The organism is Nonomuraea sp. NPDC004702 (assembly GCF_053601695.1).
This window is the reverse complement of record NZ_JBSGCE010000024.1, coordinates 1-25,836: the sequence shown is the minus strand read 5'-3', so window position 1 is coordinate 25,836 and position 25,836 is coordinate 1. Positions and strand designations below refer to the sequence as shown.

Sequence of the window (25,836 nt, the reverse complement as noted above, 5' to 3'; positions counted from 1 at the left end):
CTTCAGTCTCTCCATGCACAACGTTCACCCGTGCGCTCCAACGTGTCCGCTCGAAGGGCACGCCGCCTCATCGGCTGCCCCGTGAACGTCATGGAAGGACCCGATGCAGCCGATGGCAGCACGACAGTTATCAGGCGGTTCGAGGAGCAGGGGACGGCTCGCCGTCACCACCGCGCTCGCGGCGGTGCTGGTGGGCGGCTTCGTGACGGCGGCGTACGCCGACCCGGGTGAGCAGGGCCGCGGACGGCCGACCCCCACCCCGACGAGCACCCCCGCCCCGCCCGCCCTCACCCCCGCCACCGGCTCGTACCTGGAGGGCACCGCGAAGGTCGCCGCCGTCCCGGTCACGGCCGGCGACAGCGTCACGAAGCTCGACCTCGACGGCAACCCCGTCACCGCCACCGCGACGGTGGGCGTCTCCAAGCTGGCCTTCGACGTCGGCTCGAACTCCACCGAGGCGCAGTACCACAGCTACGTGCAGGTCAACGGCGCTTACAAGGCCGAGATCGGCAACTTCGCCAACCAGCGGGCCATCATCGAGATCCCGAACGAGCACCTGGTCAAGGGCGAGAACACGGTCGAGATCGTGGTCGGCACGATCCAGTCGTCCTGCGGGCAGAACTTCGACGACTTCGTGCTCTCGGACGTGGGCCTCGAACTGCTCGGCGAGGTGGCCGACGGCGAGGACAACCCGTACACGCTCAACTTCGGCGACGGCAACTGCGGCAGCAACAGCACGCTGCTCAAGCGCGCCACGCTCAAGTTCTTCACCCAGTCCGACCCGCGCGGCACGACCGGCCTCGCCGCCGAACTGGATACCACCGGGCTGGCCAACGGCGAGCACGTCCTCAGCGCCGCCACCGTGGCGGGGGCGACCGTCCGGAACACCGTGACGGTGAACAACGCCCCGGCCGGCGCGCCGCGGCTGCTGCCCACCGACGGCACCATCGTGGCCGGCGTCAGGACGGTGAACGCGACCGTCCCGGCGGCCGGCGCGGGCGGCGTCGAGTCGCTGACCGTGGACGGCGGCAAGCCGGTCACCAGGGCCACGCTCGGCAACGGCGCCGCCATGCTCGCCTTCGACGTCGGCGCGGACTCGATCGACGACAAGTACGACGACTTCCTGCTGGTCAACGGCAAGCGCATCGACCTGGGCGGCACCTTTGCGAGCCGGCGCGTGACCGTCGCGGTCCCGGCCAGGTTCCTGACGCCGGGCGAGAACACGATCAAGGTCGTCACCGGCGACTACAAGGACGCCTGCGGCGTCAACCGCGACGACTTCACGATCGCGAACCTCGCCCTGACCCTCGACGGCGCCACGGTGACCGGGACGGACGTCAAGCCCTCGTACGCGCTGGGCGACGGCGACTGCGGCAGCGACCAGGCCCTCCCGCGCGAGGCCGAGCTGCGCTACACGATCGAGGCCCCCGCCGTGCACGTCGTCGAGACGCTCGGGGCGGGCCAGGCGACGCTCGGCTTCACCGTGGGCAGCAACTCGATCGAGGCCCGCTACCAGAACTTCGTGCTGGTCAACGGCCAGAAGGTGGTGCTCGACGGCGACTTCGTGAGCCGCCGGGTGGACCTGCCGATCCCCAACGAATACCTCGTGCCCGGCTGGAACACGATCGACTTCGTGGCCGGCACGTACCCCACGTCCTGCGGCGCCAACCGGGACGACTTCGCGATCTCGAACATCGTCCTCACCCCGGCGCAGGGCACCGCGGCCGGTCAGATGATCAAGCCGTCCTACGGCATGGGCGACGGCAACTGCGGCGACACGGCGAACCCGCTGACCGAGATCGACCTGGAGTTCCTGGTGGACGCCCCGGCTCGCGGCCTGCGCGCCGACCTGGACACCACCGCGATCAAGGACGGCCGGCACACCCTGGCGGCAAGGTCCACCTCCGGCCAGACCGCCGAACGCGTCCTGATCACCGACAACTCCGCGCCGAAGGTCGCCCGGAGCGTCCCCGCCGCGGACGAGAAGATCACCGCGACGGTCGTCCTGGACGTCAAGCTCGAAGACGCCTCCGGCGTGGTGTCCGGGCCGGACGTCAAGCTCGACGGCCAGGCCGTGGAGCTGGGCGCCCGGATCGGCCCCGGGCTCAAGGCGGGCCGGCACACGCTGTCGGTCACCGGCGCCGACGGGCTCGGCAACACCGCGGCCCGGGAGATCGTCTTCGAGTCGGCCGGCATCCCGGACGCCCCCGCCGAGCTCACCCCGGCCTCCGGGACGGCCGACGTGACCGACCCCCTCACGCTGTCGGCCAAGGTCGGCGAGCCCGGCGGCGGCCCGGTGACGGCCACGTTCTCCGAGGCCAGGATCCTCACCCCGGACGAGGCGTACCAGGGCACGGCCACGACGCTGCCCACGACGCTCAAGGTGCGGGGCGAGCAGCGGATCACGGCCGACGGGCTCGAACCCGGCGACGGCCGCACGCTCGACGCCCCCACCGGCCGCGACCTCGTCTACCAGCGCTTCGACGTCAAGGTGCAGGGCCACGTGGACGCGCCCGTGCTGCGCTGGGAGGGCGTCGTCGACCCCGAGCGGCTGGCCTCGCTGCGGGCCTGGAACACCGAGGCCAAGGCATGGGACCTGCTGACCAGCGCCCGCGGCGGGGCCGACGGCAGGACCGTCCTGACCGCCGTCGTCGGCCCCGAGTACGTGGACCGGCAGCAGGTGCACGTCATGGTGACCGGCGAGGACCCGTTCGCCGACGACATCGACCCCGGCGACCCGAACGGCTTCGCCGACCCCGCCACGTACGACTTCTCGATCGTGCACTTCACCGACACCCAGTACATCTCCGAGGGCGCGGTGGAGCAGGAGACCCCGCAGGAGCGCGCGGTGTGGGAGTCGGCCTACGCCGGCATCGTCAACTGGATCACCGCCAACAAGGACCAGCGCAAGATCTCCTACGTCGCCCACACCGGCGACATCATCGAGAACAACATCCGCAAGCCCGCCGACGAGGCCACGCAGCGCGAGGTCGTCGGCGAGTTCGAGGTGTCGTCGAAGCAGCAGCGCGTGCTGGACCAGGCGAACATCCCGAACGGCGTCATCGCCGGCAACCACGACAACCAGTCGGGCACCGAGGAGGGCCCCGGCGCGATCTACAACAAGTACTACGGCCCGTCCCGCTACCAGGACGCCTCCCAGGGCTGGCGGCACGCGAAGTACGGCGGCCCGTGGAAGGAGGGCGACAACCAGAACCACTACGACCTGTTCTCCGCGGGCGGCCTGGACTTCGTGGTCGTCGGCCTGTCGTACGGCGTGACCAGGGAGGAGGCCGAGTGGGCCGACTCGGTCTTCAAGAAGTTCCCGGGCCGCAACGGCATCCTGCTCTCCCACGACTACCTCGTGCCGAGCGCCAACCCCGACGGCCGCGGCGCCGCCTTCTCCGCCCCCGACGGCTCGATGCTCTACAAGACGGTGGTGGAGAAGAACCCGAACGTCTTCCTCATCCTGGCCGGTCACGAGCACGGCGTGGGCACCAACGTGAAGCCGAAGGTCGGCCAGGTCGGCAACGGCGTGGTCGAGCTGCTGGCCGACTACCAGTTCTACACGGTCTCGGCCGACCGGCTCGGGCTCACCGAGATCGGCGGCTACAAGCCGGAGGACCAGCTCCAGTTCGGGGCCAGCTACTTCCGGCTGCTGCAGTTCGACGTCAAGCGGGCCGAGCTGAGCGTGGACACCTACTCGCCGCTGCTCGGCGACTTCGGCGCCGGCGAGTTCGACCCGCTGCGCCGCTACGACGGGCGCGAGGACAACATGGTCCTGCCCGTCGACCTCACCACCCGCACGACGAGCTTCAGGACCGACTCCCTGGCGCTCTACAAGCCGACGAAGATCATCGGCACGAGCACCGCGGCCTCCGGCCAGGTCGCCTCGGTGACGTGGCGGCACCTCAAGGACGACACGGCCTACGCCTGGTTCGTCACGGCCCGTTCCGCGGGCGGCGGCGTCACCGCGTCCGAGCCCAGCGTCTTCGTCACCAAGGACGAGCACGGCCGTCCCGGCAAGTGGGACAAGGACTCGCCCATGTACCGCTGGTTCACCCGCTGATCCGCCCCCCTCGCCGCCCCGGGCCCGCGCCCGGGGCGGCGCCCTTCCCCTGATCCTGGAGACCCGAGACATGCCTCGCTGGCGCTGGCCGTACGCCGTCGTCCTGGCCGTCATCCTCTGCGCGGCGCTGGCCGACCTGCTGCATCCCGCCCCCGCGGCGGCGCACGACGCGACCACGAAGGCCCACGCCGAGGTGACCGGCACGGCCACCGACGTCAGGGTCGTGCTCGACCTGGAGTACGACCTGCTGATGAAGTCCGCCTGGCTCTACGCCGAGGCGTACGAGGCCAAGGAGCGGGCCGAGCAGCTGCGGCAGCTCGCGGCCAACCGCGACGCCGTGTTCGGCTACGTCACCCGCCGCTTCGCCGTCGCCCGCGCCGACCGGCCGTGCGTCCCCCGGCAGGTGGGCGGGGCGGACGTGCACCCGCGCGGCAAGGCCGCCTTCGCCACGCTGACCCTCGCCTACGCCTGCCCGGCGGTGGACGGGGGCGAGCACACGATCTCCAGCGCCCTGTTCCCCGACGCCGAGACGTTCGTCCACAGCACCCAGACGCTCCTGCGCTACGACCTCGCCGGCGAGCGGGGCTCGGCCGTCCTGACCGCCGCGAGCCCGACCCTGCGCCTGGCCGAACGGGCGGCGGCCGGCCAGATCGGGGAGTTCTTCCTGCTCGGCGTCGAGCACCTCGTGCTCGGGCTGGACCACGTCTTCTTCCTGCTCACCCTGATCATCGGCGCCCGCGGCGCGCGTGACGTCGTGGTCACCGCCTCGGCCTTCACGGTCGCCCACAGCATCACGTTCCTGCTGGCCGCCATGGGCGTGGTGAACGTGCCGGCGGCGGTGGTCGAGCCGGTGATCGCCGCCTCGATCGTCGTCGTCGCGCTGGCGAACCTGCTGGGCCGCGACCGGCCGGGCGCCTGGCGGCTGCCCGTCGTCTTCGCCTTCGGCCTGATGCACGGGCTGGGGTTCGCGGGCGCGCTCGACATCCGCGAGAGCGGGTCGTGGGACCTGCTGCTGTCGCTGCTGAGCTTCAACGTCGGGATCGAGGTGACCCAGCTCGCGATCATCGCCGTGCTCTTCCCGCTGCTGGTGCTGCTGCGGCGGACGGCCGCGGCCCGCTGGACGGTGGCCGCGGTGTCGCTGTCCATCGTGGCGGTCAGCCTGTACTGGTTCCTCGACCGGATCCCGCTCCCGCTCTGAGCGCCCACAGGCGGCCGGCTCCCCAGGCGAGCAGGGCCAGCACGCCGACCAGCAGGTATTCGATGGCCGGGATCCTGATCGCCTCGTTCGTGCCGGCCAGGTCGCCGCGCAGGGCGTACACGGCGAGCAGGGCCGCCGCGTAGCAGCCGGTCAGCGCCCAGCGGGCGGCGCGGGACAGGCCCAGGCCGTGCATCTGAGTGATCACGAAGACGCCGAGGAAGCCGAACAGGAACATCGGCCACAATCCGTCCGGGCCCGAGGTCATGACGGCCACCAGCGTGCCGTGGACCACGACGGCCAGCTCCAGCGTCACCGTCCAGTAGCGGTTGGTGTGCGCCCTGGTGAGGAAGAGGCTGCCCTGGAGCAGCAGCAGGAACATGTAGAAGAAGCCGATCAGGTGGCCGGGCGTGGACTCGGCCGGGTGGTACCAGAAGGTGTAGACCGCCGCCCAGCTGAACAGGTAGCCGTGGTACCGGCGGGCGAAGTCGACGATCTCCCGCCTGATGGGCGCGGGCCGGCCGAGGAACAGGCCGCGCCGCCGGTTCTCCATGATCAGGATGACCACCAGCAGGAGGACGACCGAGCCCTGGGAGCTGTAGATCGACACGTCCTGGGCCAGGCCGTCGTAGAACAGGTGGGTCTGCACGGTGTGCAGGGCGACGAACCCGGCGTTCGCCGCCAGCGCGACGACGTTGACCGGGTGGAGGCCGGCGGAGTGGCGGCGGACCCGGGTCTGGGCGTGGTGGATGAGCCACCAGAACACGAGCTGGTGGGCGGCGTAACCGGCCCAGGCCGACAGCCTGGTCCACACGGTGGGCTCGGGCAGCTTCCAGTAGTACCAGGACGCGCCCTGGTCGGGCAGCAGCACGACGTCGTCCAGCCACCGGCCCAGGAACCAGATCAGCCCGGTCAGGACGGCGCTCGCGACCACTCCGGCGACGAGTACCGTCTCAGGACGGATCGCGGCTAACGTTTTCTTTCCACGATGGAATACTTCCACGATAGAAATATAAGGGGTGACATGACGGCCTATGACCTGATGGTCCTCATCCGCCGGCTCAACGTGGAGAGCGACCGGTTCGTGGAGGGCTTCGCGGTCGGGCACCGGCTGCACAGGACCGACATGAACGCCCTGGTGGTCATCCTCGACGCCCACCTCGCCGGCCGGCCGCTCTCGCCCGGCGGGCTGGGGGCCGCGCTGAACCTCTCCGCCCCCGCCACGACCGCCCTCCTCGGCCGGCTGGAGCAGGCCGGCCACGTCGTGCGGCGGCGCGACGAGGGCGACCGCCGCAAGGTCGAGGTCGTTCTGAACGAGCAGGCCGTCGAGCTGGCGGGCGCCTTCTTCGCGCCGCTGGTCCGGCGGCTCACCGCGGCGATCGACGCGTTCACCCCGGCGGAGCGGGAGGTCGTCGGCAGGTTCCTCGCGGACGCCATCGACGCGACCGTGGCGGCCAGGAAGGAGCACGAGGCGTGAGCGCGTCCCGGTCGATCGTGATCACCGGCGGCACCCGCGGCCTCGGGTTCGGCCTCGCCCGCTCGCTGACGGCCCGCGGCCACCGGGTCACCGTGTGCGGCACCGACCCGGACCGCGTGGCCGCGGCGGGGGCCGAGCTCGGCGTGCCGGCCGTCGTGGCCGACGTCGCCGACCGCGCCCGCCTCCAGGACCTGTGGGACGAGGCCGTACGGCGGCACGGCCGGGTGGACATCTGGGTCAACAACGCCGGGATCTCCCACGACCGCCTCCCGCTGTGGCGGCTGCCGGCCGCCGAGGCCCGCGCGGTGACCGAGGTCAACCTGCTGGGCACGGTCAACGGCTGCGCGGTGGCGGTGGCGGGCATGGCGGCGCAGGACGGCGGCGGCCACGTCTGGAACATGGAGGGGCTCGGCGGCGACGGCCGGACGGTGCCCGGCCTCGCCGTCTACGGCGCCACCAAGCGGGCCGTGACGTACCTGACCAGGGCGCTGGCCAAGGAGGCCCCCGACGGGGTGACGGCGGGCCTGCTCAGCCCCGGCATGGTGGTCACCGACCTGCTGACGCACGGCTACTCGGCGGCCGAGCGGGAACGGTCGGCCCGCGTCTTCGCGATCCTGGCCGACCCGGTGGAGACGGTGGCGCCGTGGCTGGCCGAGCGGCTGGTCAGCCGGGCGCGGAACGGCGCCCACGTACGCTGGCTGACCCCCGCCAAGATCGCCTACCGCTTCGCCACCCGCCGCCCCTGACGCGGCCTCGGTTCAGCCGTCCTGCCTGCGGACGAGGAAGCCGCCGCGGCCGTCGAACTCCACCGCGTACACCGCGTCGAAGCCGTCGGAGGCGCGGGGCCGGCGCAGCCGTCTGAGGGTGGCGAAGACGCCCACCTCGGGGACCCTGGCCCGGCCCGTCCGTTCGGCGTTGCGCTGGAGCGAGGCCTTGACGTTGGGCGGGAACCAGTAGGCCACCACCCGCGCGCCGTGCTCGCGGCCGGCCACGATGAGCGGCTGCCACTCCTCGGGCGCGGCGTTGGTGTTGTCCACGGCCACGTTCCGGTCCTCCTCCAGCGCCTCGCGGATCAGCCGGAGCTGGCGGTGCTGACGGCGGCGCGCGTTGGGGAAGTCGTCCTTGCTCACGTGCGCGTGCGTGGTGGCCAGGCAGCGCCGGTAGAAGGTGGACTTGCCGGAGGCCTGCAGGCCGATGAGCACGGCCACCTCCCGATCGATCATGGTTCCACCCTATTTGCTCCTGGACAGGCTAACGTCGTTAGCCTAGAGTCTGGCTAACAGTGTTAGCTTCTGAGGGAGGGCATCATGACCGCGGTGACCGTCAGGCGGGTGGCCGGCCGTTCCGGGTGGGCCGTGCTCGCCGCCTTCTGCCTGGCGTTCCTCGTCTTCGAGGTGGTCAAGCACGGGGGCGCCACGCCGGTCAGCTCGGCGTTGTTCGTGCTGGCGCCCTATGCGACCAGGTTCGGCGGGCCTGCGGTGGTGCACGACCTCGCCCACCGTCCGTGGATCCCGCTGGCCGTCCTGGTCGGTTACTCGGTCTCGCCGCTGGGCTGGGTGCCGGTCTTCACGGCGGGGCTGGCCTGGCTGACGTACGTCGCCGTCGCCCGGCTCCTCGGTCACGGTCCGAGGAGCGCGCGTGGCTGAGCTGTCGCCGCGCGCGGGGCAGATCGTCGCGGCGGCGCGGGAGCTGGTCGAGGCGGGCGGGGCGGACGCGCTGACCATGCGCGCGCTGGCCGAGCGGCTGGGGATCCGCGCGCCGTCGCTCTACAAGCACTTTCCCGACAAGTCCGCCGTGGAGGCCGAACTCATCGCCATCGCCCTCGCCGAACTGGCCGCCGCCCTGGAACGCGCCGAGCACGACGGTGGCGGGGGCGGGCTGGCGGCGCTCGGACGGGCCTACCGGGCGTACGCGCTGGGCCATCCGCATCTGTACCGGCTGATGAGCGCGGGGCCGCTGCCGCGTGACCTGCTGCCCGCCGGGGTGGAGGAGCGGGCGGCGCTGCCGCTGGTCCGGATCGTGCGGGGCGAGGCCGCCGCCCGCGCGGTCTGGGGGCTGGCCCACGGCCTGGTCATGCTCGAACTCGACGGCCGCTTCCCGCCCGGCGCCGACATCGAGGCCGCCTGGACCGCCGGGATGTCCGCGTTCGCGACGGCGGCCCGCTGAGGGGCCGCATGGGGTTCAGGGGCGGGGGTGGAGGCCGTCCAGGGTGAGGGTGAGGAGGCGGTCGGCGCGGGCCGGGTCGGGGGTGGCCTGGGCGATGCCCGCCGCCAGCTCGACCAGGTCGGCGACCTCGACGTCCGCGCGCACGGCCCCCGCCTCCTGGGCGGGCAGCAGCAGCCGGGTGGCGGCGGCGCGCAACATCGCCCAGCAGTCGACCCCCGCCCCGTCCTGCGTGAGCATCATCCGCGCCCCGAGCCCCCGGTCGGTCATGGCGTGCGCGACCAGCGACCGCAGCCAGGCCACCAGCGCCTCGCCGGGCGGCAGCGTCTCGCCCGCCTCCTCCGCCCGTGCGCACAGCCGGGTGAGCCGCCCCTCGAACACGGCCGCGAGCAGCGCCTCGCGGGTGGGGAAGTGCCGGTAGAGCGTGCCCGCCCCGACGCCGGCCCGTCTGGCGATCTCGTTGAGCGAGGCGTCGGGCCCCTCCTCGGCGACCACGGCGATGGCCGCCGCCACCAGTTGCTCGTAGTTGCGGCGCGCGTCGGCGCGCATGGTCCGTGCCGGCACTGGACACTCCCGCGGGTTGAATCGGAGAACGTCTCCGATTATAGTCCCCGACGTAACCGGAGAAGTTCTCCGTATAGACGGGACGGTGACCCATGACCGACGACGGACCTCACCTGGGCAAGGTGGGCCTGTGGACGTTCGCCCTTGAGGCCCACCCCGCCGGGGTGGCGCAAGAGGCCGCGGCCGAGATCGAGGAGCTGGGGTACGGCGCCCTGTGGTTCGGCGAGGGGTTCGGCCGCGACTCGGTGAGCCAGTCGTGGCTGCTGCTCTCGGCGACCAGGCGGATCACGGTGGCCGCCGGCATCGCCAACATCGCCCTGCGCGACCCGATCACCATGGCCGCCGCCGAACGGGCGCTCAACGAGGCCCACCCCGGCCGGTACCTCCTCGGCCTCGGCGGCCACCGCATCAGCGACGAGCCGATCCAGATGGACGGCTACAAGATCCCCAGCCTGGGCCGGGCGGTGACCACCATGGGCGGCTACCTCGACGCCATGGACGCCGTCCCGCTGGAATCGGCGGCCCCGGCGCACGCGCCGCGCCGCGTGCTGGCCGCGCTCGGCCCGAAGATGCTGGGCCTGGCGGCCCGGCGTACGCTCGGCGCCCACACGTACTTCGTGCCCGTCGAGCACACCGCGCGGGCCAGGGAGGCGATGGGGCCGGGCGCGTTGCTGGCCGTCGAGCAGGCCGTCGTGATGCACCGCGACCCCACCAGGGCCCGCGAGGTGGCCGCGGAGCACGTCTCCTTCTACCGGACAGCGGCGCCCCACCAGGCCGCCAGCCTGCGCAGGCTCGGCTTCGGCGAGGACGAGATCGAGCACGGCAGCGACAGGCTGGTGGACGCGATCGTGGCCCACGGCGACGCGGCGGCGATCGAGAAGCGCGTACGGGCCCACCTCGACGCGGGCGCCGACCACGTGTGCCTCCAGGTCCTCACCGACCGCCCCGGCGACGTGCCCCTCCCGGAGTGGCGCGAACTCGCCGCCCTGACCTCCCTGTGACGACGTGACGACCACGCCCCGGCACGGGCGGCGGCCCGCCGTCGGTGCGGCGGGTACGGGTGCGTGGGCTGCGGCGAGCGCCGCGGGCCTCCGGCACGCATGGCGGCGGCGGCCCGAGGGGGTTCCCGAAAAGACCGGACGGCGGGAGAGCCTGTTCAGACGGGCGCGGGCCGTGAGGTGATCAACGCGAAACGATCAGATGATCGAAAGCTGAGTGGTCAGGTGAGAAGCCGTCAAGTTGTCGGGGCCCGGTAGCGGATCCAGATGTCGCCCTGGCTGTGGCCGGAGAGGCGGAGCACCACAGCGTCGGGGGCGGGCGGTTCGACCGGTTTGTTGTGGACCCGGCCGAGCCCCGGGGAGACCACCTCGTCGGCGCGCACCCGCCAGCCGTGCGGCACCTTCAGATGCAGGTCGCCGAACCACGAGGTGATCGCCACCTGCACCAGCACCTCGGGATGGGAACACTCGGCGGCCAGGAAGTCGAGCTTCGCGGTGCCCCACACGCCGAGCCGGACGTCGATGCGCGGCGGCACCACCCACCGCCCGGCCCGGCTCACCCGCCAGTGCGCGGTGTGCATCCTCAGCACGTCGGAGGGAGAGGCGGGGACGGGGGAGAGGGCGGGCAGGTCGGCGACGAGGGCACTGAGCTCGCCTACGGTCCTCGCGGCGTACGTGCGGTCGATGCGTTCGCGTAACTCGTCGAGGCTGATGCGGCCTTCGGCGACCGCCTGCCGCAGCCTGTCGGCCACCTGGTCGCGGTCGTGGTCGCCGGCCCGGATGTCGGCGTCGTCCGTCATGGCGACCACTCTAAGGATCATCGGGCGCGCGGGCCATGCGCGGGCTCGGTCAGTCTGCGGCGGCCCGGTAGCCGGTGGCGCGGAACAGGAAGGACGCCCACGACCGGTAGGGCCGCCACGACTCGGCGAGCTTGCGGTAGGCGCCCGCGGGGGCGTCCTCGGGCAGCCCGTACGCCTCGCGCAGGATGCCGAACAGCCGGGGTTCGTCGCCGGGGAACGCATCGGGCGCGCCGGCTCCGCGGATCAGGATCAGCCCGGCCGAGAACGGCCCGACGCCGGGCAGTGCGCGCAGTTCGGCCAGGGCGTCCTCGGGGGTGAGCGAGCGCAGGTGCTCGGTGGTGAGCACGCCGTCGAGCGCCGCCCGCGCCAGGCCGCGCAGCCACTCCTCCTTCTGCGCGGGCAGGCCGAGACCGCCCGCGTCCACCAGGCTCACGGGCGGCGGGAACGCCTGGTACGCCTGCCCGTCCACGGTGACGGCGGCGCCGTACCGGTCGGCGATGCGCTGCTTGACGCGCGAGGCGATGAGCATCGACGAGCGCTGCACGATCACCGCCCAGCAGGCCGCCTCCCACGGGCTCCAGAAGCACACCGGCCGCAGCCCGGGACGGTCCCGCTGCACGTCGCCGAGCACCGGGTCGGCCGCGCCGAGCTCGGCGAAGCCGGTGGCGTCCACGTCGAGGGAGAGGATGCGCGCGATCTCGCCCCGGATGGCCGGGCCGGGAGCGCGGGTGGTGGTGACGGCGACGCCGCCGGGGGCGGCGGTGACGCTCACGCCGATCGGCAGCCAGTCGGACTCGGCGCAGTAGGCGAAGCGCAGCGTCCGGCCGTCGGAGGGCAGCGCGCTGGTGGCCGGCCAGTCCTCGACGAAGCGCAGCGCGGCGCCGAAGTCGAACGGGCCCCTCGCGGTGAGCGTGAATCCGTGCGTGGTCATGGGCCGTATGGTAGGCGCCGCGGCGGCATGGTCCCTGGTGGGGCCGGGCCTGCGCATCACGGGGCCCGGCGGGGGCAGCGGGCGGGCATGAGGAAGTTCATGAAGATCTTCGTGGCGCGCTGGCTGGCCCGTACCCCCTGGGGGCTGGCGATCATGGCCGCCGCCTACCTGCTCGGACGGCGGAGGAGGCAGGCCGGGCGGCCCGCCGGACGGCCGACCGGCCGCCGGCGGGCGCGCCGCGGGCCCGCCCACCACCGCCGCTAGTCCCGCACGGAGGCGGGACGCCGGCGGTCGCCCTCCGCGGCCGCCGGGCGTCTGTCCCAGGTGCGGTAGAGGATGGACCGCGCGGCCACCACCACGCAGAACACCCCGAGCAGCAGCCCCCACGTCACGTCCGAGAAGAAGTGCATGCCGCGGTAGAGCCGGGAGAAGGCGACGATCAGCGGGGCGGCGATCCCGATCGTCCAGATCACCACCTGCAGCGCCCGGTTGCGCACGTGCGTCGTCAGCACCAGCGCCAGCCCGCAGTAGAAGGCGACGGCGGCGCTGACGTGCCCCGAGGGGAAGCTGGAGGTGGGCGGCGCGGGGTCGAGGTGGGGCACCGGCGGACGGCTGCGGCCGACGGGCTCGGTGGTGGCCAGGAAGACCAGCGACTGGCCCCAGACCGCCGCGATCATGAAGATCGACTCCCGCCAGCGCTTGTAGACCAGCCGGAACAGGATCACCGCCACCGCCGTGAACGCCACGACGTAGGGCGTGTCCGACAGGCTGGTGCCGTAGTCGGTGAGCGTGTTCCACAGCGACGTGCGGATGGAGGCGAAGTCCTTGCTCACCGCCACGTCGCCGGGCTGCGGGACGCCGACGATGAGCAGCCCCATGCCGTACGTGACGGCGCCCATCAGCACCAGAGGTAACACCAGCGACAGCGCGTAGTACCGGACATGCTCAGCTTTGCTCATCGGGCACCTTCACCGGTTCGGGTTCCATACCTTCGGTCAGCGGCGCGGTGGGCCGGCGGCCCGTGTCGCGCCGCCACGTCTCGAACGCCGCCGCGGTCGCGGCGATCACCGCCACGCCCAGCACGACCCCCGCCACGACGTCGCTCACCCAGTGCACGCCGAGGGCGATCCTGGTGAAGCCCACCGAGACCACCACGAAACAGGCCAGCACCCAGGCGAGCCGGCGCCCCCACCGGGGCAGCATCGGCAGCAGGAGCAGGGTGACGACCCCGGCCCCGAGCGTCACGTTGACCGCGTGGCCGGAGGGGAAGGAGTCGCCGGGCGCCAGCGCGACGGGGTCGGGCAGGTGCGGCCGCACCCGCGCGACGAGGATCTTCAGGCCGAGCCCGATCAGGCCGCCCGCGGTCACGGTCGTGATCGCCCACAGGGCCAGCCGGCGCCTGCCGTGCATCAGCAGCCAGACGGTGAACGCCGCCACCGCGACGCGCCACGGCCACGGCCCGAACAGGTCGGTCCAGACGATGAGCACCCTGGTCACGCCGGGATGGGCGAGCGCGTACTCGTGCAGTTCATGGGCCACCCCGGCGTCCAGCCGGTTGAGCGGCATCTTGGCCACGACGAGCAGCAGGGAGAACGGGATCATGATGAGCGCGACGGCGAACGCCGCGACCGTCATCCGTGGTCCCAGCCTGTCGAGCAGGAATGTCTTCATCAGAACCTCCGCGATCTCCGCAGCTCCGGCGGCCGGCCGTCGGGGTCGACGGCGAACCGGTAGAGCGGCATGGCCATCGCCCTGCGCACCCGGGACAGCGTGGGGGCCGGGTGCGGGCGTAACCGGCCGGACGGGCGCGGGCCCCGGCAGCCGGCCGAGTGCCACCCCTCCAGCCGGGCCGCCGACTCGGCGAACGCGTCGAACGCGGCGACCGGGTCGCACAGCTCGTCCCGGCCGGACTCCGACTCCTCGTCCAGGTGCTCGGCCATGAGCGCCAGCCGCAGGTCGCGGGCGAACCGCAGGGCGCCGTGCGGCGGCCTCGGGTCCTCCCGCTCGTCCAGGACGGCGCAGCTCAGCTCCGAGTCGTAGGTCCACGAGCGCAGGTTGACGTTGTCCGACCCGACCGACGCCCACACGTCGTCCACCACGCACACCTTGGCGTGCACGTAGACGGGGGTGCCCTGGTGGTTCTCCAGGTCGTAGATCGCGACCCGGTCGCCGCCGGCCCGCGTCAGCCGGTCCAGCGCCTCGACCCGGCCGATCAGGCTCGCCGGGCCGGCCAGCCAGCCGTCCTGGTCGGGGTGGCGCGGCACCACGATGATCATGCGCAGCTCCGGCTCGCGCTCCAGCGCCTGGGCGAACGGCTCGATCACGTCCGTGGACCACAGGTACTGGTCCTCCAGGTACACCAGCGACCGGGCCCTGCCGAGCACCTTGTGGTAGGCGTGCGCGATGCTGCGCTCGCCGTCCGGCGCGAACGGGTACGCGCTGTGCCGGGCGGGGTAGGTGCGCAGGAGCTGGACGTGGTGCGTGCCGGCGGGCGGGGGCGGCGGGCCCGGGTCGGGCAGCGGGGGAGCGTCGTCCAGCTTGCTGAAGTGGTCGCGCAGGCGGCGCAGCGGGTCCCTGGTCTCGGGGGCCGGGTCCTCCCAGCGCTCGCAGAAGGTCTTCTCCACCTCGGCGACCGCCGGTCCGTGGATGGCGAGCTGGATGTCGTGCCAGGGCGGGCGGGGGCCGTACACGTCGGGCATCGGGCAGGACTGCGGGTCGCCCAGGTGCTCGGCGTCGTCGCGGCGGCTGTGGCACAGGTCGATGCCGCCGACGAAGGCCACGTCCGCCGAGGGGTCACGGTCGTGGCGGAGGATGACGAACTTCTGGTGGTGCGAGCCGCCCGGCTTGGTGCGGGTGTCCAGCAGCGCCTGCCCGTGCGCGTTCTCGATCTTCTCGCCCAGGTGCCGGTTCTCGGCCGCGCTGAACCGCAGGCGGTCCAGGTGGGAGCGCCAGATGAGGCCCCTGACGACGGCGCCGCGCTCGGCCGCTGCCCCGAGGGCGGCGCTCACCGTGGGGCCGTCGTCGGTCAGCCGCTCGTCGGGGTCGCCCCGCCAGTCGGCGAACAGCAGCAGGTCGTCCTTGCGCAGCGCTTCCAGACAGGTCTTCAGCTCGGCGAAGTACGTGGCGCCGTGGATCAGCGGCCGTACGTCGTTGCCGCTGGACCACGCGTCGAGGCCGGTCGCCCGGTTGTCGCGTTCCTCCTCGGTGAGGAACCAGTCCTGGATGCGCATTCGGCCACCGCTACCCGCACAAAAGCCATCAATAACCCGGTAAAGCCCGGGTAGTGCGGGAGGAGTGTCCCCCACTATCGCGGTTGTCGCACATCAGAAGAAGATCCTCGGGGCCGGCCTGGACCGGCTGCGCGTGCTGCTCACCGAGCGGGACGTCGGCGAGCTGATCTGGCACGAGGTGCCCAAGAGCAAGAAGGCGCCCAAGAAGGTGCGCAAGGCGCTCAAGGCGGGTGCGGAGCTGGTGTTCGTCTGGGGCGGTGACGGCATGGTGCAACGCTGCGCCGACGCCATGGCCGGCTCCGGCGTGCCGATGGCGATCCTGCCCGCCGGGACGGCCAACCTGTTCGCCGGCAACCTGGGCATCCCCACCGACCTGGAGGAGTCCGTACGGATCGGCTTCGAGGGCCGCCGTGCCGAGCTGGACCTCGGGGTGCTCAACGGCGAGCACTTCGCGGTCATGGCCGGGGCCGGGTTCGAGGCCGAGATGATCGCCGAGGCCGACGGCAAGGCCAAGCGGAAGTTCGGCAAGCTGAGCTACGTCAAGGCCGCCGTCCGGCACGTCGGCGGGCCCCTGGTGCCGATGACGGTCAAGGTCGACGGGGCCACCTGGTTCGAGGGGGAGGCGAGCTGCCTGCTGCTCGGCAACGTGGGCACGATCGCCGGCGGGGTCGAGGCGTTCGACGACGCCCGGCCCGACGACGGCTGGCTGGAGGTCGGGCTGTCCACGGCCAAGGGGCCGATCCAGTGGGCCCGGGTGATGGGCAAGATGGCCGCCGGACGGTCGGAGGACTCGCCGTTCGTGCGCATCACCCGGGCGCGCAAGGTGTCGGCCCGGTTCGGCTCGCCGATGACGTACGAGCTGGACGGCGGCGACCGCGAGGCCACCACCAAGATCAAGGCGAAGGTGGCCCCGGGCGCGCTGACCGTCTGCCTGCCGTCCTAGCCGGCGCGGGCGGCGTCCATGACCCGCGCGGCGTCGCGCTCGAAGGAGGCGCGGGCGCCGAGCGTCAGGAGGCCGCCCACGATCATGGGGACGACCAGCAGGTACATGCCGCCGATCAGCGAGCCGAACCGGTCGGAGGCGATGCCGACGACGAGCGAGCCGAACGCCCCGGCCGCCGTGATGAGCAGCTGCAGGACGGCGAAGCCGAGACCGCGCGCGGCGGCCGGGACGACGTCGGCCAGGCAGGCCGTCATGTTCGGGATCGCGATCGACATGAGCGAGCAGGCCAGCAGGACCAACGCGGTCATCGGGCCGATCGAGTCCATGGCCAGCGCGCCGGCCAGGACGGCCGCGCCCGCCGTGATGCCGCCGCCGCCGGCCAGCAGCCTGCCGCCCTTGCGGGTGCCGTGCCACCTGCGGCCCAGCCAGGAGCCGACCAGGGTGCCGGCCAGCGTCCCGGCGATGGTGATCAGGCCGCTCAGCGAGCCGGCGGCGCCGACGCCGACGCCGTACTCGCGGACCATGAGCGTGGGCAGCCAGTAGAAGATCCCGGCCAGGCCGAGGGTGAGCAGGCCCAGCCCGACGCAGACGAACAGCAGCGTCGGGATGCGGATGACCTGCCCGAACTGCTGCCAGAAAGGCGCTTTGGGCGGGGTGGCCCGCTCGGCCGGCTCCGCGGTTTCTGCGGGGGCTCCGGCGACCATCCGGTCCAGGTCGCCGCGGCCCGGCTCGCGCAGGAACCACACGAGCACCGCCGTGAGCACGCCGGGCACCACCATCACCAGGAACGCGGTGCGCCAGGAGAACACCTCGGCCAGCACGCCGCCCAGCAGCGTGCCGATGCCGCCGAGGTAGGTCGTGACGCGGGTCAGCCCGTACGCCTTGGCCCGGCTGACCGGCGGGTAGTAGTCGGCGAGCAGGCTGCCGGCCGCCGGGTTGTCGATGTTCTCGGCCGCCGCCAGCAGCACCCGCATCAGGTAGAACATCACGAAGCCGGTGGCCAGGCCCGAGCCGAGCGTGGCGACGGCCCACAGCAGCACGACCACCGCGATGATCCGCGTCCGGCTGAACCGGTCGGCCAGGAAGCCCGCGGGCAGGGAGACGATCGCGGCGGCCAGCGCCGCGGCTGTCGGGATCGAGCCCGCGGCGGTGTCGCTGAAGCCCCACTCCTTCTGGACGAGCGGCAGCACCCCCGACAGCAGGTTGTACTCCATGCGGTCCACGAGCCCGACGATGAAGAGCACGACCAGCGGCGCCCAGCCGAACGGCGCCCTGGTCCGCGCGTCGATGACGCCGGCACGCGGCGAACCCAACGTCCTGACCATGCCCACCCTTCCCGTAGGAAAATCTAGAATGCTGTTCTAGGCGAACGTTCTAGCCAGAGTGGCAGAAGTCACACGATTCGTAAATGGGCGTTTTCTGGGAAATTTCGCAGTTTGGGGCTCATGTACGGTGATCGCATGAATCCTCGGCAGGTCACGGGCGCGATGCTGGTCGCCGGCACCACCTCCGACGCGGGCAAGAGCGTGGTCACCGCCGGGATCTGCCGCTGGCTGGCCCGCCAGGGCGTGCGCGTGGCGCCCTTCAAGGCCCAGAACATGTCGCTCAACTCCTACGTCACCGCCGGCGGCGCCGAGATCGGCCGCGCCCAGGCCATGCAGGCCCAGGCCGCCGGGCTGGAACCGGTCGCCGACATGAACCCCGTCCTGCTCAAACCGGGCAGCGACCGCCGCAGCCAGGTCGTGCTCCTGGGCGAGCCCGTCGCGGACGTGGACGCCATGGAGTACGGCGCGCTCAAGGACCTCCTGCGGACCACCGCCCTGGCCTCCCTGGACCGGCTGCGCGCCCAGTACGACGTGGTGATCTGCGAGGGCGCCGGCAGCCCCGCGGAGATCAACCTGCGCCGCGGCGACATCGCGAACATGGGCCTGGCCAGGGCCGCAGGGCTGCCCGTCGTCGTGGTCGGCGACATCGACAGGGGCGGCGTGTTCGCCGCCTTCCACGGCACGGTCGCGCTGCTGGACGCGGCCGACCAGGCCCTCGTCTCAGGGTTCGTGGTGAACAAGTTCCGGGGCGCCCGCGAGCTGCTCGAACCCGGCCTCGACATGATCAGGAAGCTCACCGGCCGATCGGTGTACGGCGTGCTGCCCTGGCTCGACGGCCTCTGGCTGGACGTCGAGGACTCCCTCGCGCTGGACAACCGCCGGGTCGCGACCGGCCGGCCGCTGGGCAGGCAGACGTTGCGCGTGGCGGTCGTCCGGCTGCCCCGGATCTCCAACTTCACCGACCTGGACGCCCTGGCCGCCGAGCCCGGCGTGCTGGTGCGCTTCGTGACCGACCCGGTCGAGCTGGACGACGCCGACCTGGTGGTGCTGCCGGGCTCGCGGGCCACGGTCGAGGACCTGGCCTGGCTGCGGCGCACCGGCCTGGCCGACGCCCTGCTCGCGCGGCGCGGGCCCGTCCTCGGGATCTGCGGCGGGTTCCAGATGCTCGGCCGGGAGATCGTGGACGAGGTCGAGTCGCGGGCGGGCCGGGTGGACGGGCTCGGGCTGCTGCCGGTGCGCGTCGAGTTCGCGCCGGACAAGCGGCTCGCCCGGCCGGTCGGGCAGGCCTACGGGCAGCCGGTCAGCGCGTACGAGATCCACCACGGGCGGGCGACGGTCGAGGGCGGCGAACCCTTCCTGGACGGCTGCCGCGCCGGCGACGTGTGGGGCACCACCTGGCACGGCGCCCTGGAGAACGACGCCTTCCGCCGGGCCTTCCTGGCCGACGTGGCCGAACGGGCCGGGCGCGCCTTCGTCCCCGCCCCGGACACCGACTTCGGCCGCCTGCGCGAGGCCCGCCTGGACGCCCTGGGCGACCTGATCGAGCAGCACCTGGACACCGACGCCCTGCTCGGCCTGCTGCGCGACGGCCCGGCCCCCGTGCCCTACCTGCCGCCGGGCGCCCCCTCGGCCTGATCCCGCCGGGAACGCTCGCCCTGGGCGGTGATCCAGGCGTCGATCTCCTCCCAGTGGGAGTACAGCCAGCGGACCTGGCTCTCCCGGTCGCCCCTGGGCACCTCGGCCGCCGGCACCCGCCACCACCTGGCCGTGATCCGCGCCGCGTACGGCAGCCTGCGCCACACGTCGCCGATCGTGACGAGGTCGTCCAGGCCGGTGTGCGCGACGAAGACCACGTCGGCCTCCGGGCAGGCGGTGATCGCGGCGATGGCCCCGTTCGGGCGGGGCGGCAGCAGGTGGGTCATGCCGCGCGCCCGCTCCGCCTCCTCGGCCAGCCCCTTGTCCTCCAGCCGGCGGATCGCCAGCCGCCGCCGGCGCGGGGTGAAGTTGCCGCCCTCGGGGAAGATCACCAGCGCGTCGCGGTCGTCCATGGTCGCCGACAGCCGCCGGATCTCCTCGATCACCCGCTCGCGTCCGGACCGCCGCGGCACGAAGGCGTTCGGCAGGCGGTTGACCACGACGTCGAGTGACGGGTCGTACTGGAGGGCGGCCTTCATGACGATCCGCGGGTGCCGCCCGTACACCGCCAGCAGGTGATAGATCAGCAAAAAGGAGTCGCCCGGCCCGGCGTGCCGGGAGAGCACCACGACCGGGCGGCTCAGCCGGGCGGCGCGCTCCTGCGGGGTCGGCGCGGGCTCCTCGACGTCCACGGTCAGCCGGAAGATCCGCACCGCCGCCGCGTACACCTTGGCCAGGAACCAGCGGATCAGCGCGTAGTGCCGCTCCTGGCGCCGGGCCCGCCCGAACGCCCCCGACAGCCACAGCCCGAGGCACGCGATGAGCACCGCCGACTCCAGCGTCAGCCAGGCCGCGCCGAACCAGACGAACCGCAACCCCCTGCGCTGCGGCGGCGGCAGCCGCAAGGACGCCCCGAACGTGACCAGCAGCCACAACGGCAACGTCACCAGCACCACCACGGTGACCACGATGACGAGCGGAGCCAGCACGATCCGGCGGACGATACGCGGTGGGATCAACGGCGCCTCCCTGAGGTCTGCCTGCCCTGAGGCCCTACCTTCATCCTCCTCTTGTCCGCAGATAGTGCGAAGAAGCCTGGTACGCCCGCTCGATGTAGGTGGAGATCTGGGACAGGTCGCGGTAGCGCAGGGTCGACAGCGGCGCGGCGACCCCGGCGGGCAGCACGTGCACCTCCACCCCCGGCGGCAACGAGGCCATCTCCTCGGCGAACCGGTAGCGGCGCGCGATCTCGAACGCCACCATCCCCACCTCCCAGAACCGCCGGGGCGCGGTCAGCGGGCGCTCGATCCGGCCGACGTGCAGCACGTAGACCCGCCTGGCCCCGAGCTGCACGGCCCGCCCGACGGGGATGCTGTGCACCAGCCCGCCGTCGAAGAAGTGCTCCCCGCCGATCTTCACGGGCGGCAGCAGCCCCGGCACCGCGCACGACGCCAGCACCGCCTCCACCAGCGGCCCGCTGGCGAACCAGTGGGCCGCGGCCCGCTCCACCGAGGCCGCCACGCACTGGAACGGCACCGCCAGCTCCTCGATCAGCTCGGTGCGCACCGTCCCGGCCAGCACCTCCCGCAGGGGGCCGTTGGGATGCAGGTGGGTGCCGGTCCTGGCCAGCGTGGACAGCCGCGTCACCCACGACCCGGCGAACGCCGTGCGCACGACGTCGGACCGCCACAACGAGGTCAGCCGGTCGACCGCCCGCGCCGGGTCGGCGGCGATGAGCGCGCCGTTGAGCGCGCCCACCGACGTGCCGACGACCACGTCGGGCCGGATGCCGAAGTCGTCGAGCGCCTGGAGCATGCCCACCTCGTGAGCCCCCAGCACGCCACCGCCACCGAGCACGAACGCCGTCTCCACGCTCTTCACCCTGCCCATTCTTGTTGCCGTGTCCCGGAAGGGAACCGGCCAGGACGCTGCCGACTTCGGCCAGTGACCCCACCGCGCCCCGGCGGGACGATTCCGGCATGACAGCAGTGGTACAGGCCGAAGGGCTGACCAAGTACTACGGCGGGCGGCGCGGGCTCGAAGACCTCACGCTGGAGATCCGGCCCGGCGAGATCTTCGGCTACCTCGGGCCCAACGGCGCCGGCAAGACCACCACGATCAGGTTGCTGCTCGACGTGATCAGGCCCACCCGCGGCACGGTCCGCGTGTTCGGCCACGACCCGCGCGCCGCCGCCACCCGCGCCCGCATCGGCTACCTGCCCGGCGAGCTGGCCCTCGAAGGCCGCGACCGGGCCCGCGACTACCTGGGCTTCCTCGGCCGCGTGCGCGGCGGGGTGCCGGGCAGCCGCATCGAGGAGCTGGCCGAACGGTTCGACGCCGACCTGTCGGTGCCGATGCGCAAGCTCTCCAAGGGCAACAGGCAGAAGGTCGGGCTGATCCAGGCGTTCATGCACGAGCCGGAGTTCCTCATCCTCGACGAGCCGACCAGCGGGCTCGACCCGCTCGTCCAGCAGGAGTTCCTGGCCATGGTCCGGGAGGTGCGGGCGGCCGGCCGGACCGTGCTCATGTCCTCGCACGTGCTGGCCGAGGTGGAGAGCGTCTCCGACCGGGTCGGCATCGTCCGCGCGGGCCGCCTGGTGACCGTGGAGAACGTGGCCGCGCTGCGCGAGAAGGCCGTGCGCCGGATGGAGCTGCACTTCGACGCCCCGGTGCCGGCGTCGGCGTTCGAGGGCCTGCCGGGGGTGCGCGACCTGCGGGTGGAGGGCGCCAGCGTCCGGTGCACGATCGACGGCCGCCCGGACGCCCTGGTCAAGGCCGCCGCCCGGTTCACCGTCGTCCATCTGGTCAGCGCCGAGCCCGACCTGGAAGAGATCTTCCTGACCTACTACAGCGAGGAGGACCGGCACCATGATCACCAAGAGTCTGCGTGACCACCGCCGGGCCCTGATCTGGTGGACCGTCGGCATCAGCGCGTTCATGGCCCTCTACATCAGCATCTTCCGCAGCGTCAGCCAGGACCCGAGAACGTTCAACCAGCAGGCCCTGGCCAAGTACCCCGGCCCGCTCAGGGACCTCATGGGCGGCATGCCCGACCTGGCGCTCGGCGTCAACTTCCTGCAGACGGTCGTCTACCAGCTCTTCGTCCCGATGTTGTTCGTCGTCCTCGCCACCATGCTGGCCAACCGGGCGATCGCCCAGCCGGAGGAGGCCGGGACGCTGGAGCTCGTCGTCACCCTGCCGGTGGACCGCAAGCGGCTGGTGCTCCAGCGGTTCTGCGCGCTGGCGCTGGCGCTGGTGGCGGTGTTCGCCGTGACGCTGGCCGTGGCGTGGGCGGCCGGGGACGCGGCGGAGCTCGGGGTGCCGTTCGACCGCGTCCTGGCCGCGCACGTCGGGGTGCTGCTGCTCGCGCTGTTCTTCGGCACCGTGGCCCTGACCGTGGGCGCGGTGACCGGCCGCAGGATGATCGCCTCGTCCGTCGTCGGCGTGTGGGTGGCGGCCGGGTACATCGTCGTCACGCTCGGCCGCGGCGTGGCGGCCATCGCCTGGCTGAAGTGGCTCTCGCCGTTCCACTACTACGCCGAGGGCCGGCCGCTCTATGAGGGCCTGCCGGTCGGGGACTACCTTGTGCTGGCGGGAGCGACGGCAGTGCTCGCGCTCACCGCGATCCTGTCCTTCGACAGGCGTGACGTAGGAGTGTGATGGTGCTCTCCAGGATGCCCGCCGACCTGCTCGGCGGGCATCGCCAGGTGCTGGCCGGGGCGGCCGCCGGGCGTCCGCCCTCGCGGGCGGCGCTCGACGCCTGCCGCGCCGACGGCACGCGCGCCGCCGAGCAGGGCGTCCCGCTGCGGACGCTGGTCGACGGCGCGCTCGCCGCCGCCGAGGGGCTGCCGGACGTGCTGCCCGCGCTGCGCAGGGCCGTCTCGGCGCTCATGGAGGGGTACGAGCTGGCCCAGCTCGCCGCCCTCAGAGGCGAGGAGACGGCCCGCAGGGAGTTCGTGGACGACCTGCTCCAGGGACGGGCCGAGCGGCTGGCCGAACGGGCCGAGCACTTCGGCCTCCGGCTGGCCGAGTCGTACGTGGTCGCCGCCGCCCGCGGGCTGCGCGACGGGGACCAGGACCGCATCGAGCGCGATCTGATCGCCCGGTTCGGCTCGCACAACGTGCTGGTGGCGGTGCGCGAAGGGCTGCTGGTGTGCGTCGTGCCCGCCACGCTGCCCGCCGCCGTGGGGGAGTTCACCCATCACGTACGCGCCCGCTTCCCGGCCGGATGGCGGGTCGGCGTGGGACGGCCGCACCGCGGGCCGGGCGGCGTCGTGACCTCCTTCAGGGAGGCGGCCGGGGCCCTGGAGCTGGCCGACGCGCTGCGGCTCACGCTCGACGTCGTCAAGGCCGCCGACCTGCTGGTCTTCCCCGTGCTGCTGCGCGACCGCGGCGCGATCGAGGACCTGGTGACCAGCGTGCTGAGCCCGCTGCTGCACGCCAGGGGCGGGCACGAGCCGCTGGTCGAGACGCTGGAGGCGGTCTTCGCCGCGCACGGCAACCAGGCGGCGGCCGCCCGCAGGCTGCGGATCAGCCCGCGGGCGGTGACGTACCGGCTGGAACGCATCCGCCGGCTGACCGGCTTCTCGCCCGACGACCCCACCCAGCGCTTCACCCTGGAGACCGCGGTGCTGGGCGCGCGGCTGCTGGACTGGCCGTGGGATCAGTCGTGAAGGGCGAGCCGGAGCCCGAACCCGACGATGACCACGCCGGTCACCCGGTCGAGGATCCGCCGTACGCGGGCCGACCGCAGGACGTCGCTCATCAGCGAGGCGAACCCGATCAGCACCGCGCTCCACGCCAGCCCCTCGGCCACGTGCACCCCGGCCAGCAGCAGCCCCATCGCCGCGTGCGGCGCGCCGGCCGGGATGAAGTGCGGCAACATCGCCACGTAGAACGCCCCCACCTTGGGGTTGAGCAGGTTCGTGAGCAGGCCGCGCCGGAACCCCTTGCCGAAGCCGAACGCGCGCTGCCCGTCCTCCTCCTCGCCCGCCCGCGCCCTGGCGAGAAGCATGCGCACCCCCATCCACACCAGGTACGCCGCCCCCGCCCAGCGCAGGACGTCGTAGGCGAACCGCGAGGCCGCCAGCAGCGCCGACAGCCCCGCCGCGGTGAGCACGCCCCAGACCAGCGTGCCGAGCTGGATGCCCAGCACCACCCCCCAGGCCGCCCGCCTGCCGGTGAGCAGCGACGTGCGCAGGGTGAGAGCCGTGTCGAGCCCCGGGGTGATCGTCAGGAGCGCGACGACGGCAGCGAACGACCAGACTGCCGCATTGATGTCCACAAGGGGCGAGCGTAGCGCTAGGGAATCAATAGCAACTTTCCGGTCGTACGCCGGGCGGCCAGGTCCTCGTGGGCCCGTCGCGCCTCGGCCAGCGGGTAGCGCTCGGACACGTTGATCCTGAGCTGCCCCGAGGCGATCCAGCCGAACAGGTCGGCGGCCCGCCAGAGCAGCTCATCGCGCTCGGCGACGTAATGGACCAGCGTGGGCCTGGTCAGGAAGAGCGAGCCGGCGCGGTTGAGCACCTGCGGATCGAGCGGCGGGACCGGGCCGCTGGCCGCGCCGTAGAGGGCCATGAGCCCGCGCGGGCGCAGCGCCTCCAGGCCGCCGTCGAACGTCGTCCTGCCGACGCCGTCGTAGACGACGTGGATCCGGCCGCGCAACGCGTCGGCGAACTCGTCGTAGCCCAGCACCTCGTCGGCACCGGCCGCGCGGGCCAGCTTCTCCTTCTCCGGCGTGGAGACCGTGCTGTAGACCTTGGCGCCGCGCAGCTTGGCGACCTGGATCAGCAGCTGGCCCATGCCGCCGGCGCCGGCGTGCACCAGCACCTGGTCGCCCTCCTTGACGTCGTACGTCGAGTGGGTGAGGTAGTGGGCCGTCATGCCCTGGAGCATCGCCGCCGCGGCCAGCTCGGCGGACACGCCGTCGGGCACCGGCACCAGCCGGTCGGCCGGCACCACCGCCTTCTCCGCGTAGCTGCCCAGCACGCCGGCCCAGGCCACGGTGTCGCCGACGGCCGGCCCGTCCACCCCCGGCCCGACGGCCGAGACCACGCCGGCCCCCTCGGACCCGATCGGGGTCGGCACCGGGAGCGGGTAGGCGCCGGAGCGGTGGTAGATGTCGATGAAGTTGACCCCGCTGGCCGCGACGTCGACCACGACCTCCCCGTCACCCGGCACCGGATCGGGACGCTCGACGTATTCGAGAACCTCTGGACCGCCCTGGGCGGAGACGATGATGGCATGCATCCCCCCAGTCAACTCCGCCCCAGCCCCCCACCGCCACCCCGCCCCACCGCGCCGCCGAAGGTATCCGAGGACCGCCAGCACCCGCCACGGCCGCCGGGCCCACATCGCGACCCCGGCGCCCCGCCGCCACCCGGATCCATCGCCCCCCGGCCCCACCGCGCCGCTTAGGCCGTGTTTCATAAGGCCTTCAGCCACTCGTTGATCGCAGCGATCGTGAGGACGGCTTCGTAGCGGACGGCGAGCTTGTCATAGCGGGTGGC

26 protein-coding genes are annotated in these 25,836 nt (G+C 72.8%); 13 read left to right on the top strand and 13 right to left on the bottom strand.

Annotated features, from left to right (window positions below):
• Positions 1 to 112: 112 nt before the first annotated feature.
• Positions 113 to 4,066 (top strand): metallophosphoesterase, encoded by a 3,954-nt coding sequence (locus ACWEJ6_RS27455; RefSeq protein WP_452427270.1) that lies wholly within the window; start codon positions 113 to 115, stop codon positions 4,064 to 4,066.
• 70 nt (positions 4,067 to 4,136) lie between these two features.
• Positions 4,137 to 5,264, top strand: a complete 1,128-nt coding sequence (locus ACWEJ6_RS27450; protein ID WP_452427268.1) for a HupE/UreJ family protein — start codon at positions 4,137 to 4,139, stop codon at positions 5,262 to 5,264.
• On the opposite strand, the gene ACWEJ6_RS27445 is transcribed toward ACWEJ6_RS27450, so the two are convergent.
• Entirely contained in the window at positions 5,221 to 6,195 is a 975-nt protein-coding gene (locus tag ACWEJ6_RS27445) for a hypothetical protein (RefSeq protein ID WP_452427266.1), read from the bottom strand. The two genes, ACWEJ6_RS27450 and ACWEJ6_RS27445, sit on opposite strands and share 44 nt — an antisense overlap.
• Positions 6,196 to 6,285: 90 nt before the next feature.
• On the opposite strand from ACWEJ6_RS27445, the gene ACWEJ6_RS27440 reads away from it, so the two are divergent.
• Both ACWEJ6_RS27440 and ACWEJ6_RS27435 read left to right on the top strand, forming a co-directional pair.
• The gene (locus tag ACWEJ6_RS27440) at positions 6,286 to 6,738 is read left to right on the top strand and encodes a MarR family winged helix-turn-helix transcriptional regulator (RefSeq protein ID WP_352360694.1); all 453 of its coding nucleotides are present in this window, start codon (positions 6,286 to 6,288) and stop codon (positions 6,736 to 6,738) included.
• Entirely contained in the window at positions 6,735 to 7,484 is a 750-nt protein-coding gene (locus ACWEJ6_RS27435; RefSeq protein ID WP_452427263.1) for an SDR family oxidoreductase, read from the top strand. Before ACWEJ6_RS27440 ends, ACWEJ6_RS27435 begins: the two co-directional genes overlap by 4 nt.
• Before the next feature lie 12 nt (positions 7,485 to 7,496).
• Here ACWEJ6_RS27435 and ACWEJ6_RS27430 read toward each other — a convergent pair whose 3' ends face one another.
• The gene (locus ACWEJ6_RS27430; RefSeq protein WP_452427261.1) at positions 7,497 to 7,961 is read right to left on the bottom strand and encodes an AAA family ATPase; all 465 of its coding nucleotides are present in this window, start codon (positions 7,959 to 7,961) and stop codon (positions 7,497 to 7,499) included.
• 84 nt (positions 7,962 to 8,045) lie between these two features.
• Between ACWEJ6_RS27430 and ACWEJ6_RS27425 the strand changes: the two genes are divergently transcribed.
• Entirely contained in the window at positions 8,046 to 8,384 is a 339-nt protein-coding gene (locus tag ACWEJ6_RS27425; RefSeq protein ID WP_452427259.1) for a hypothetical protein, read from the top strand.
• On the top strand, positions 8,377 to 8,904 hold the full coding sequence (locus ACWEJ6_RS27420; RefSeq protein WP_452427257.1) for a TetR/AcrR family transcriptional regulator: 528 nt from the start codon (positions 8,377 to 8,379) through the stop codon (positions 8,902 to 8,904). Before ACWEJ6_RS27425 ends, ACWEJ6_RS27420 begins: the two co-directional genes overlap by 8 nt.
• A gap of 15 nt (positions 8,905 to 8,919) precedes the next feature.
• Here ACWEJ6_RS27420 and ACWEJ6_RS27415 read toward each other — a convergent pair whose 3' ends face one another.
• Positions 8,920 to 9,465 (bottom strand): TetR/AcrR family transcriptional regulator, encoded by a 546-nt coding sequence (locus tag ACWEJ6_RS27415; protein ID WP_387678844.1) that lies wholly within the window; start codon positions 9,463 to 9,465, stop codon positions 8,920 to 8,922.
• Positions 9,466 to 9,557: 92 nt separating this feature from the next.
• Here ACWEJ6_RS27415 and ACWEJ6_RS27410 point away from each other — a divergent pair, with 92 nt between their 5' ends.
• Positions 9,558 to 10,466 (top strand): TIGR03620 family F420-dependent LLM class oxidoreductase, encoded by a 909-nt coding sequence (locus tag ACWEJ6_RS27410; protein WP_452427255.1) that lies wholly within the window; start codon positions 9,558 to 9,560, stop codon positions 10,464 to 10,466.
• 233 nt (positions 10,467 to 10,699) lie between these two features.
• Here the strand turns inward: ACWEJ6_RS27410 and ACWEJ6_RS27405 are convergent, their stop codons facing one another.
• Positions 10,700 to 11,263, bottom strand: a complete 564-nt coding sequence (locus tag ACWEJ6_RS27405; protein ID WP_452427253.1) for a DUF1707 SHOCT-like domain-containing protein — start codon at positions 11,261 to 11,263, stop codon at positions 10,700 to 10,702.
• A 49-nt stretch (positions 11,264 to 11,312) separates the two neighbouring features.
• Complete coding sequence (locus ACWEJ6_RS27400) at positions 11,313 to 12,194, bottom strand: DNA-3-methyladenine glycosylase family protein (protein ID WP_452427251.1); 882 nt, start codon at positions 12,192 to 12,194, stop codon at positions 11,313 to 11,315.
• Positions 12,195 to 12,293: 99 nt separating this feature from the next.
• Here ACWEJ6_RS27400 and ACWEJ6_RS27395 point away from each other — a divergent pair, with 99 nt between their 5' ends.
• Positions 12,294 to 12,458, top strand: a complete 165-nt coding sequence (locus ACWEJ6_RS27395; protein ID WP_397161795.1) for a DUF6203 family protein — start codon at positions 12,294 to 12,296, stop codon at positions 12,456 to 12,458.
• Here ACWEJ6_RS27395 and ACWEJ6_RS27390 read toward each other — a convergent pair.
• The 3 genes from ACWEJ6_RS27390 to ACWEJ6_RS27380 are packed head-to-tail and all read right to left on the bottom strand — an operon-like array spanning position 12,455 to position 15,424.
• Positions 12,455 to 13,153, bottom strand: a complete 699-nt coding sequence (locus ACWEJ6_RS27390; RefSeq protein ID WP_387678853.1) for a phosphatase PAP2 family protein — start codon at positions 13,151 to 13,153, stop codon at positions 12,455 to 12,457. The genes ACWEJ6_RS27395 and ACWEJ6_RS27390 overlap by 4 nt on opposite strands.
• Positions 13,140 to 13,865, bottom strand: a complete 726-nt coding sequence (locus tag ACWEJ6_RS27385) for a phosphatase PAP2 family protein (RefSeq protein WP_357980818.1) — start codon at positions 13,863 to 13,865, stop codon at positions 13,140 to 13,142. Before ACWEJ6_RS27385 ends, ACWEJ6_RS27390 begins: the two co-directional genes overlap by 14 nt.
• Positions 13,865 to 15,424: a phospholipase D family protein gene (locus tag ACWEJ6_RS27380; protein WP_452427248.1), complete on the bottom strand. Its 1,560-nt coding sequence runs from the start codon at positions 15,422 to 15,424 to the stop codon at positions 13,865 to 13,867. Before ACWEJ6_RS27380 ends, ACWEJ6_RS27385 begins: the two co-directional genes overlap by 1 nt.
• 64 nt (positions 15,425 to 15,488) lie before the next feature.
• On the opposite strand from ACWEJ6_RS27380, the gene ACWEJ6_RS27375 reads away from it, so the two are divergent.
• Positions 15,489 to 16,367, top strand: coding sequence for a diacylglycerol/lipid kinase family protein (locus ACWEJ6_RS27375; RefSeq protein WP_452427246.1), 879 nt, complete (start codon positions 15,489 to 15,491; stop codon positions 16,365 to 16,367).
• On the opposite strand, the gene ACWEJ6_RS27370 is transcribed toward ACWEJ6_RS27375, so the two are convergent.
• Positions 16,364 to 17,692, bottom strand: a complete 1,329-nt coding sequence (locus ACWEJ6_RS27370; protein WP_452427244.1) for an MFS transporter — start codon at positions 17,690 to 17,692, stop codon at positions 16,364 to 16,366. The genes ACWEJ6_RS27375 and ACWEJ6_RS27370 overlap by 4 nt on opposite strands.
• A 135-nt stretch (positions 17,693 to 17,827) precedes the next feature.
• On the opposite strand from ACWEJ6_RS27370, the gene ACWEJ6_RS27365 reads away from it, so the two are divergent.
• A complete protein-coding gene (locus ACWEJ6_RS27365) occupies positions 17,828 to 19,327 on the top strand; it encodes a cobyric acid synthase (RefSeq protein ID WP_452427242.1) in 1,500 nt (499 codons plus the stop codon).
• Here ACWEJ6_RS27365 and ACWEJ6_RS27360 read toward each other — a convergent pair.
• Both ACWEJ6_RS27360 and ACWEJ6_RS27355 read right to left on the bottom strand, forming a co-directional pair.
• Positions 19,297 to 20,346 (bottom strand): 1-acyl-sn-glycerol-3-phosphate acyltransferase, encoded by a 1,050-nt coding sequence (locus tag ACWEJ6_RS27360; RefSeq protein WP_452427240.1) that lies wholly within the window; start codon positions 20,344 to 20,346, stop codon positions 19,297 to 19,299. The genes ACWEJ6_RS27365 and ACWEJ6_RS27360 overlap by 31 nt on opposite strands.
• A gap of 40 nt (positions 20,347 to 20,386) precedes the next feature.
• Entirely contained in the window at positions 20,387 to 21,217 is an 831-nt protein-coding gene (locus tag ACWEJ6_RS27355; protein WP_397161788.1) for a patatin-like phospholipase family protein, read from the bottom strand.
• 89 nt (positions 21,218 to 21,306) lie between these two features.
• Between ACWEJ6_RS27355 and ACWEJ6_RS27350 the strand changes: the two genes are divergently transcribed.
• The 3 genes from ACWEJ6_RS27350 to ACWEJ6_RS27340 are packed head-to-tail and all read left to right on the top strand — an operon-like array spanning position 21,307 to position 24,000.
• A complete protein-coding gene (locus tag ACWEJ6_RS27350; RefSeq protein ID WP_358294849.1) occupies positions 21,307 to 22,218 on the top strand; it encodes an ABC transporter ATP-binding protein in 912 nt (303 codons plus the stop codon).
• Positions 22,196 to 22,987 (top strand): ABC transporter permease subunit, encoded by a 792-nt coding sequence (locus tag ACWEJ6_RS27345; RefSeq protein ID WP_452427237.1) that lies wholly within the window; start codon positions 22,196 to 22,198, stop codon positions 22,985 to 22,987. The genes ACWEJ6_RS27350 and ACWEJ6_RS27345 overlap by 23 nt, the downstream gene beginning before the upstream one ends.
• Positions 22,987 to 24,000 carry a PucR family transcriptional regulator gene (locus tag ACWEJ6_RS27340; protein WP_352323507.1) on the top strand — a complete coding sequence of 338 codons (1,014 nt, stop codon included), beginning with the start codon at positions 22,987 to 22,989 and terminating at the stop codon, positions 23,998 to 24,000. Before ACWEJ6_RS27345 ends, ACWEJ6_RS27340 begins: the two co-directional genes overlap by 1 nt.
• Here the strand turns inward: ACWEJ6_RS27340 and ACWEJ6_RS27335 are convergent.
• On the bottom strand, positions 23,991 to 24,611 hold the full coding sequence (locus tag ACWEJ6_RS27335) for a LysE family translocator (RefSeq protein WP_452427235.1): 621 nt from the start codon (positions 24,609 to 24,611) through the stop codon (positions 23,991 to 23,993). The two genes, ACWEJ6_RS27340 and ACWEJ6_RS27335, sit on opposite strands and share 10 nt — an antisense overlap.
• A 17-nt stretch (positions 24,612 to 24,628) precedes the next feature.
• Positions 24,629 to 25,576: a quinone oxidoreductase family protein gene (locus ACWEJ6_RS27330; protein WP_452427233.1), complete on the bottom strand. Its 948-nt coding sequence runs from the start codon at positions 25,574 to 25,576 to the stop codon at positions 24,629 to 24,631.
• Positions 25,577 to 25,836: the final 260 nt, after the last annotated feature.

What these genes read in the sequence shown, in the direction of transcription:
- ACWEJ6_RS27345 (WP_452427237.1), top strand. Translation starts at nt 22,196, where the DNA reads ATGATCACCAAGAGTCTGCGTGACCACCGCCGGGCCCTGATCTGGTGG.
- ACWEJ6_RS27425 (WP_452427259.1), top strand. Translation starts at nt 8,046, where the DNA reads ATGACCGCGGTGACCGTCAGGCGGGTGGCCGGCCGTTCCGGGTGGGCC.
- ACWEJ6_RS27400 (WP_452427251.1), bottom strand. Translation starts at nt 12,194, where the DNA reads ATGACCACGCACGGATTCACGCTCACCGCGAGGGGCCCGTTCGACTTC.
- ACWEJ6_RS27350 (WP_358294849.1), top strand. Translation starts at nt 21,307, where the DNA reads ATGACAGCAGTGGTACAGGCCGAAGGGCTGACCAAGTACTACGGCGGG.
- ACWEJ6_RS27430 (WP_452427261.1), bottom strand. Translation starts at nt 7,961, where the DNA reads ATGATCGATCGGGAGGTGGCCGTGCTCATCGGCCTGCAGGCCTCCGGC.
- ACWEJ6_RS27380 (WP_452427248.1), bottom strand. Translation starts at nt 15,424, where the DNA reads ATGCGCATCCAGGACTGGTTCCTCACCGAGGAGGAACGCGACAACCGG.
- ACWEJ6_RS27385 (WP_357980818.1), bottom strand. Translation starts at nt 13,865, where the DNA reads ATGAAGACATTCCTGCTCGACAGGCTGGGACCACGGATGACGGTCGCG.
- ACWEJ6_RS27395 (WP_397161795.1), top strand. Translation starts at nt 12,294, where the DNA reads ATGAAGATCTTCGTGGCGCGCTGGCTGGCCCGTACCCCCTGGGGGCTG.
- ACWEJ6_RS27455 (WP_452427270.1), top strand. Translation starts at nt 113, where the DNA reads ATGGCAGCACGACAGTTATCAGGCGGTTCGAGGAGCAGGGGACGGCTC.
- ACWEJ6_RS27405 (WP_452427253.1), bottom strand. Translation starts at nt 11,263, where the DNA reads ATGACGGACGACGCCGACATCCGGGCCGGCGACCACGACCGCGACCAG.
- ACWEJ6_RS27355 (WP_397161788.1), bottom strand. Translation starts at nt 21,217, where the DNA reads ATGGGCAGGGTGAAGAGCGTGGAGACGGCGTTCGTGCTCGGTGGCGGT.
- ACWEJ6_RS27340 (WP_352323507.1), top strand. Translation starts at nt 22,987, where the DNA reads ATGGTGCTCTCCAGGATGCCCGCCGACCTGCTCGGCGGGCATCGCCAG.
- ACWEJ6_RS27370 (WP_452427244.1), bottom strand. Translation starts at nt 17,692, where the DNA reads ATGGTCAGGACGTTGGGTTCGCCGCGTGCCGGCGTCATCGACGCGCGG.
- ACWEJ6_RS27330 (WP_452427233.1), bottom strand. Translation starts at nt 25,576, where the DNA reads ATGCATGCCATCATCGTCTCCGCCCAGGGCGGTCCAGAGGTTCTCGAA.
- ACWEJ6_RS27440 (WP_352360694.1), top strand. Translation starts at nt 6,286, where the DNA reads ATGACGGCCTATGACCTGATGGTCCTCATCCGCCGGCTCAACGTGGAG.
- ACWEJ6_RS27410 (WP_452427255.1), top strand. Translation starts at nt 9,558, where the DNA reads ATGACCGACGACGGACCTCACCTGGGCAAGGTGGGCCTGTGGACGTTC.
- ACWEJ6_RS27450 (WP_452427268.1), top strand. Translation starts at nt 4,137, where the DNA reads ATGCCTCGCTGGCGCTGGCCGTACGCCGTCGTCCTGGCCGTCATCCTC.
- ACWEJ6_RS27390 (WP_387678853.1), bottom strand. Translation starts at nt 13,153, where the DNA reads ATGAGCAAAGCTGAGCATGTCCGGTACTACGCGCTGTCGCTGGTGTTA.
- ACWEJ6_RS27365 (WP_452427242.1), top strand. Translation starts at nt 17,828, where the DNA reads ATGAATCCTCGGCAGGTCACGGGCGCGATGCTGGTCGCCGGCACCACC.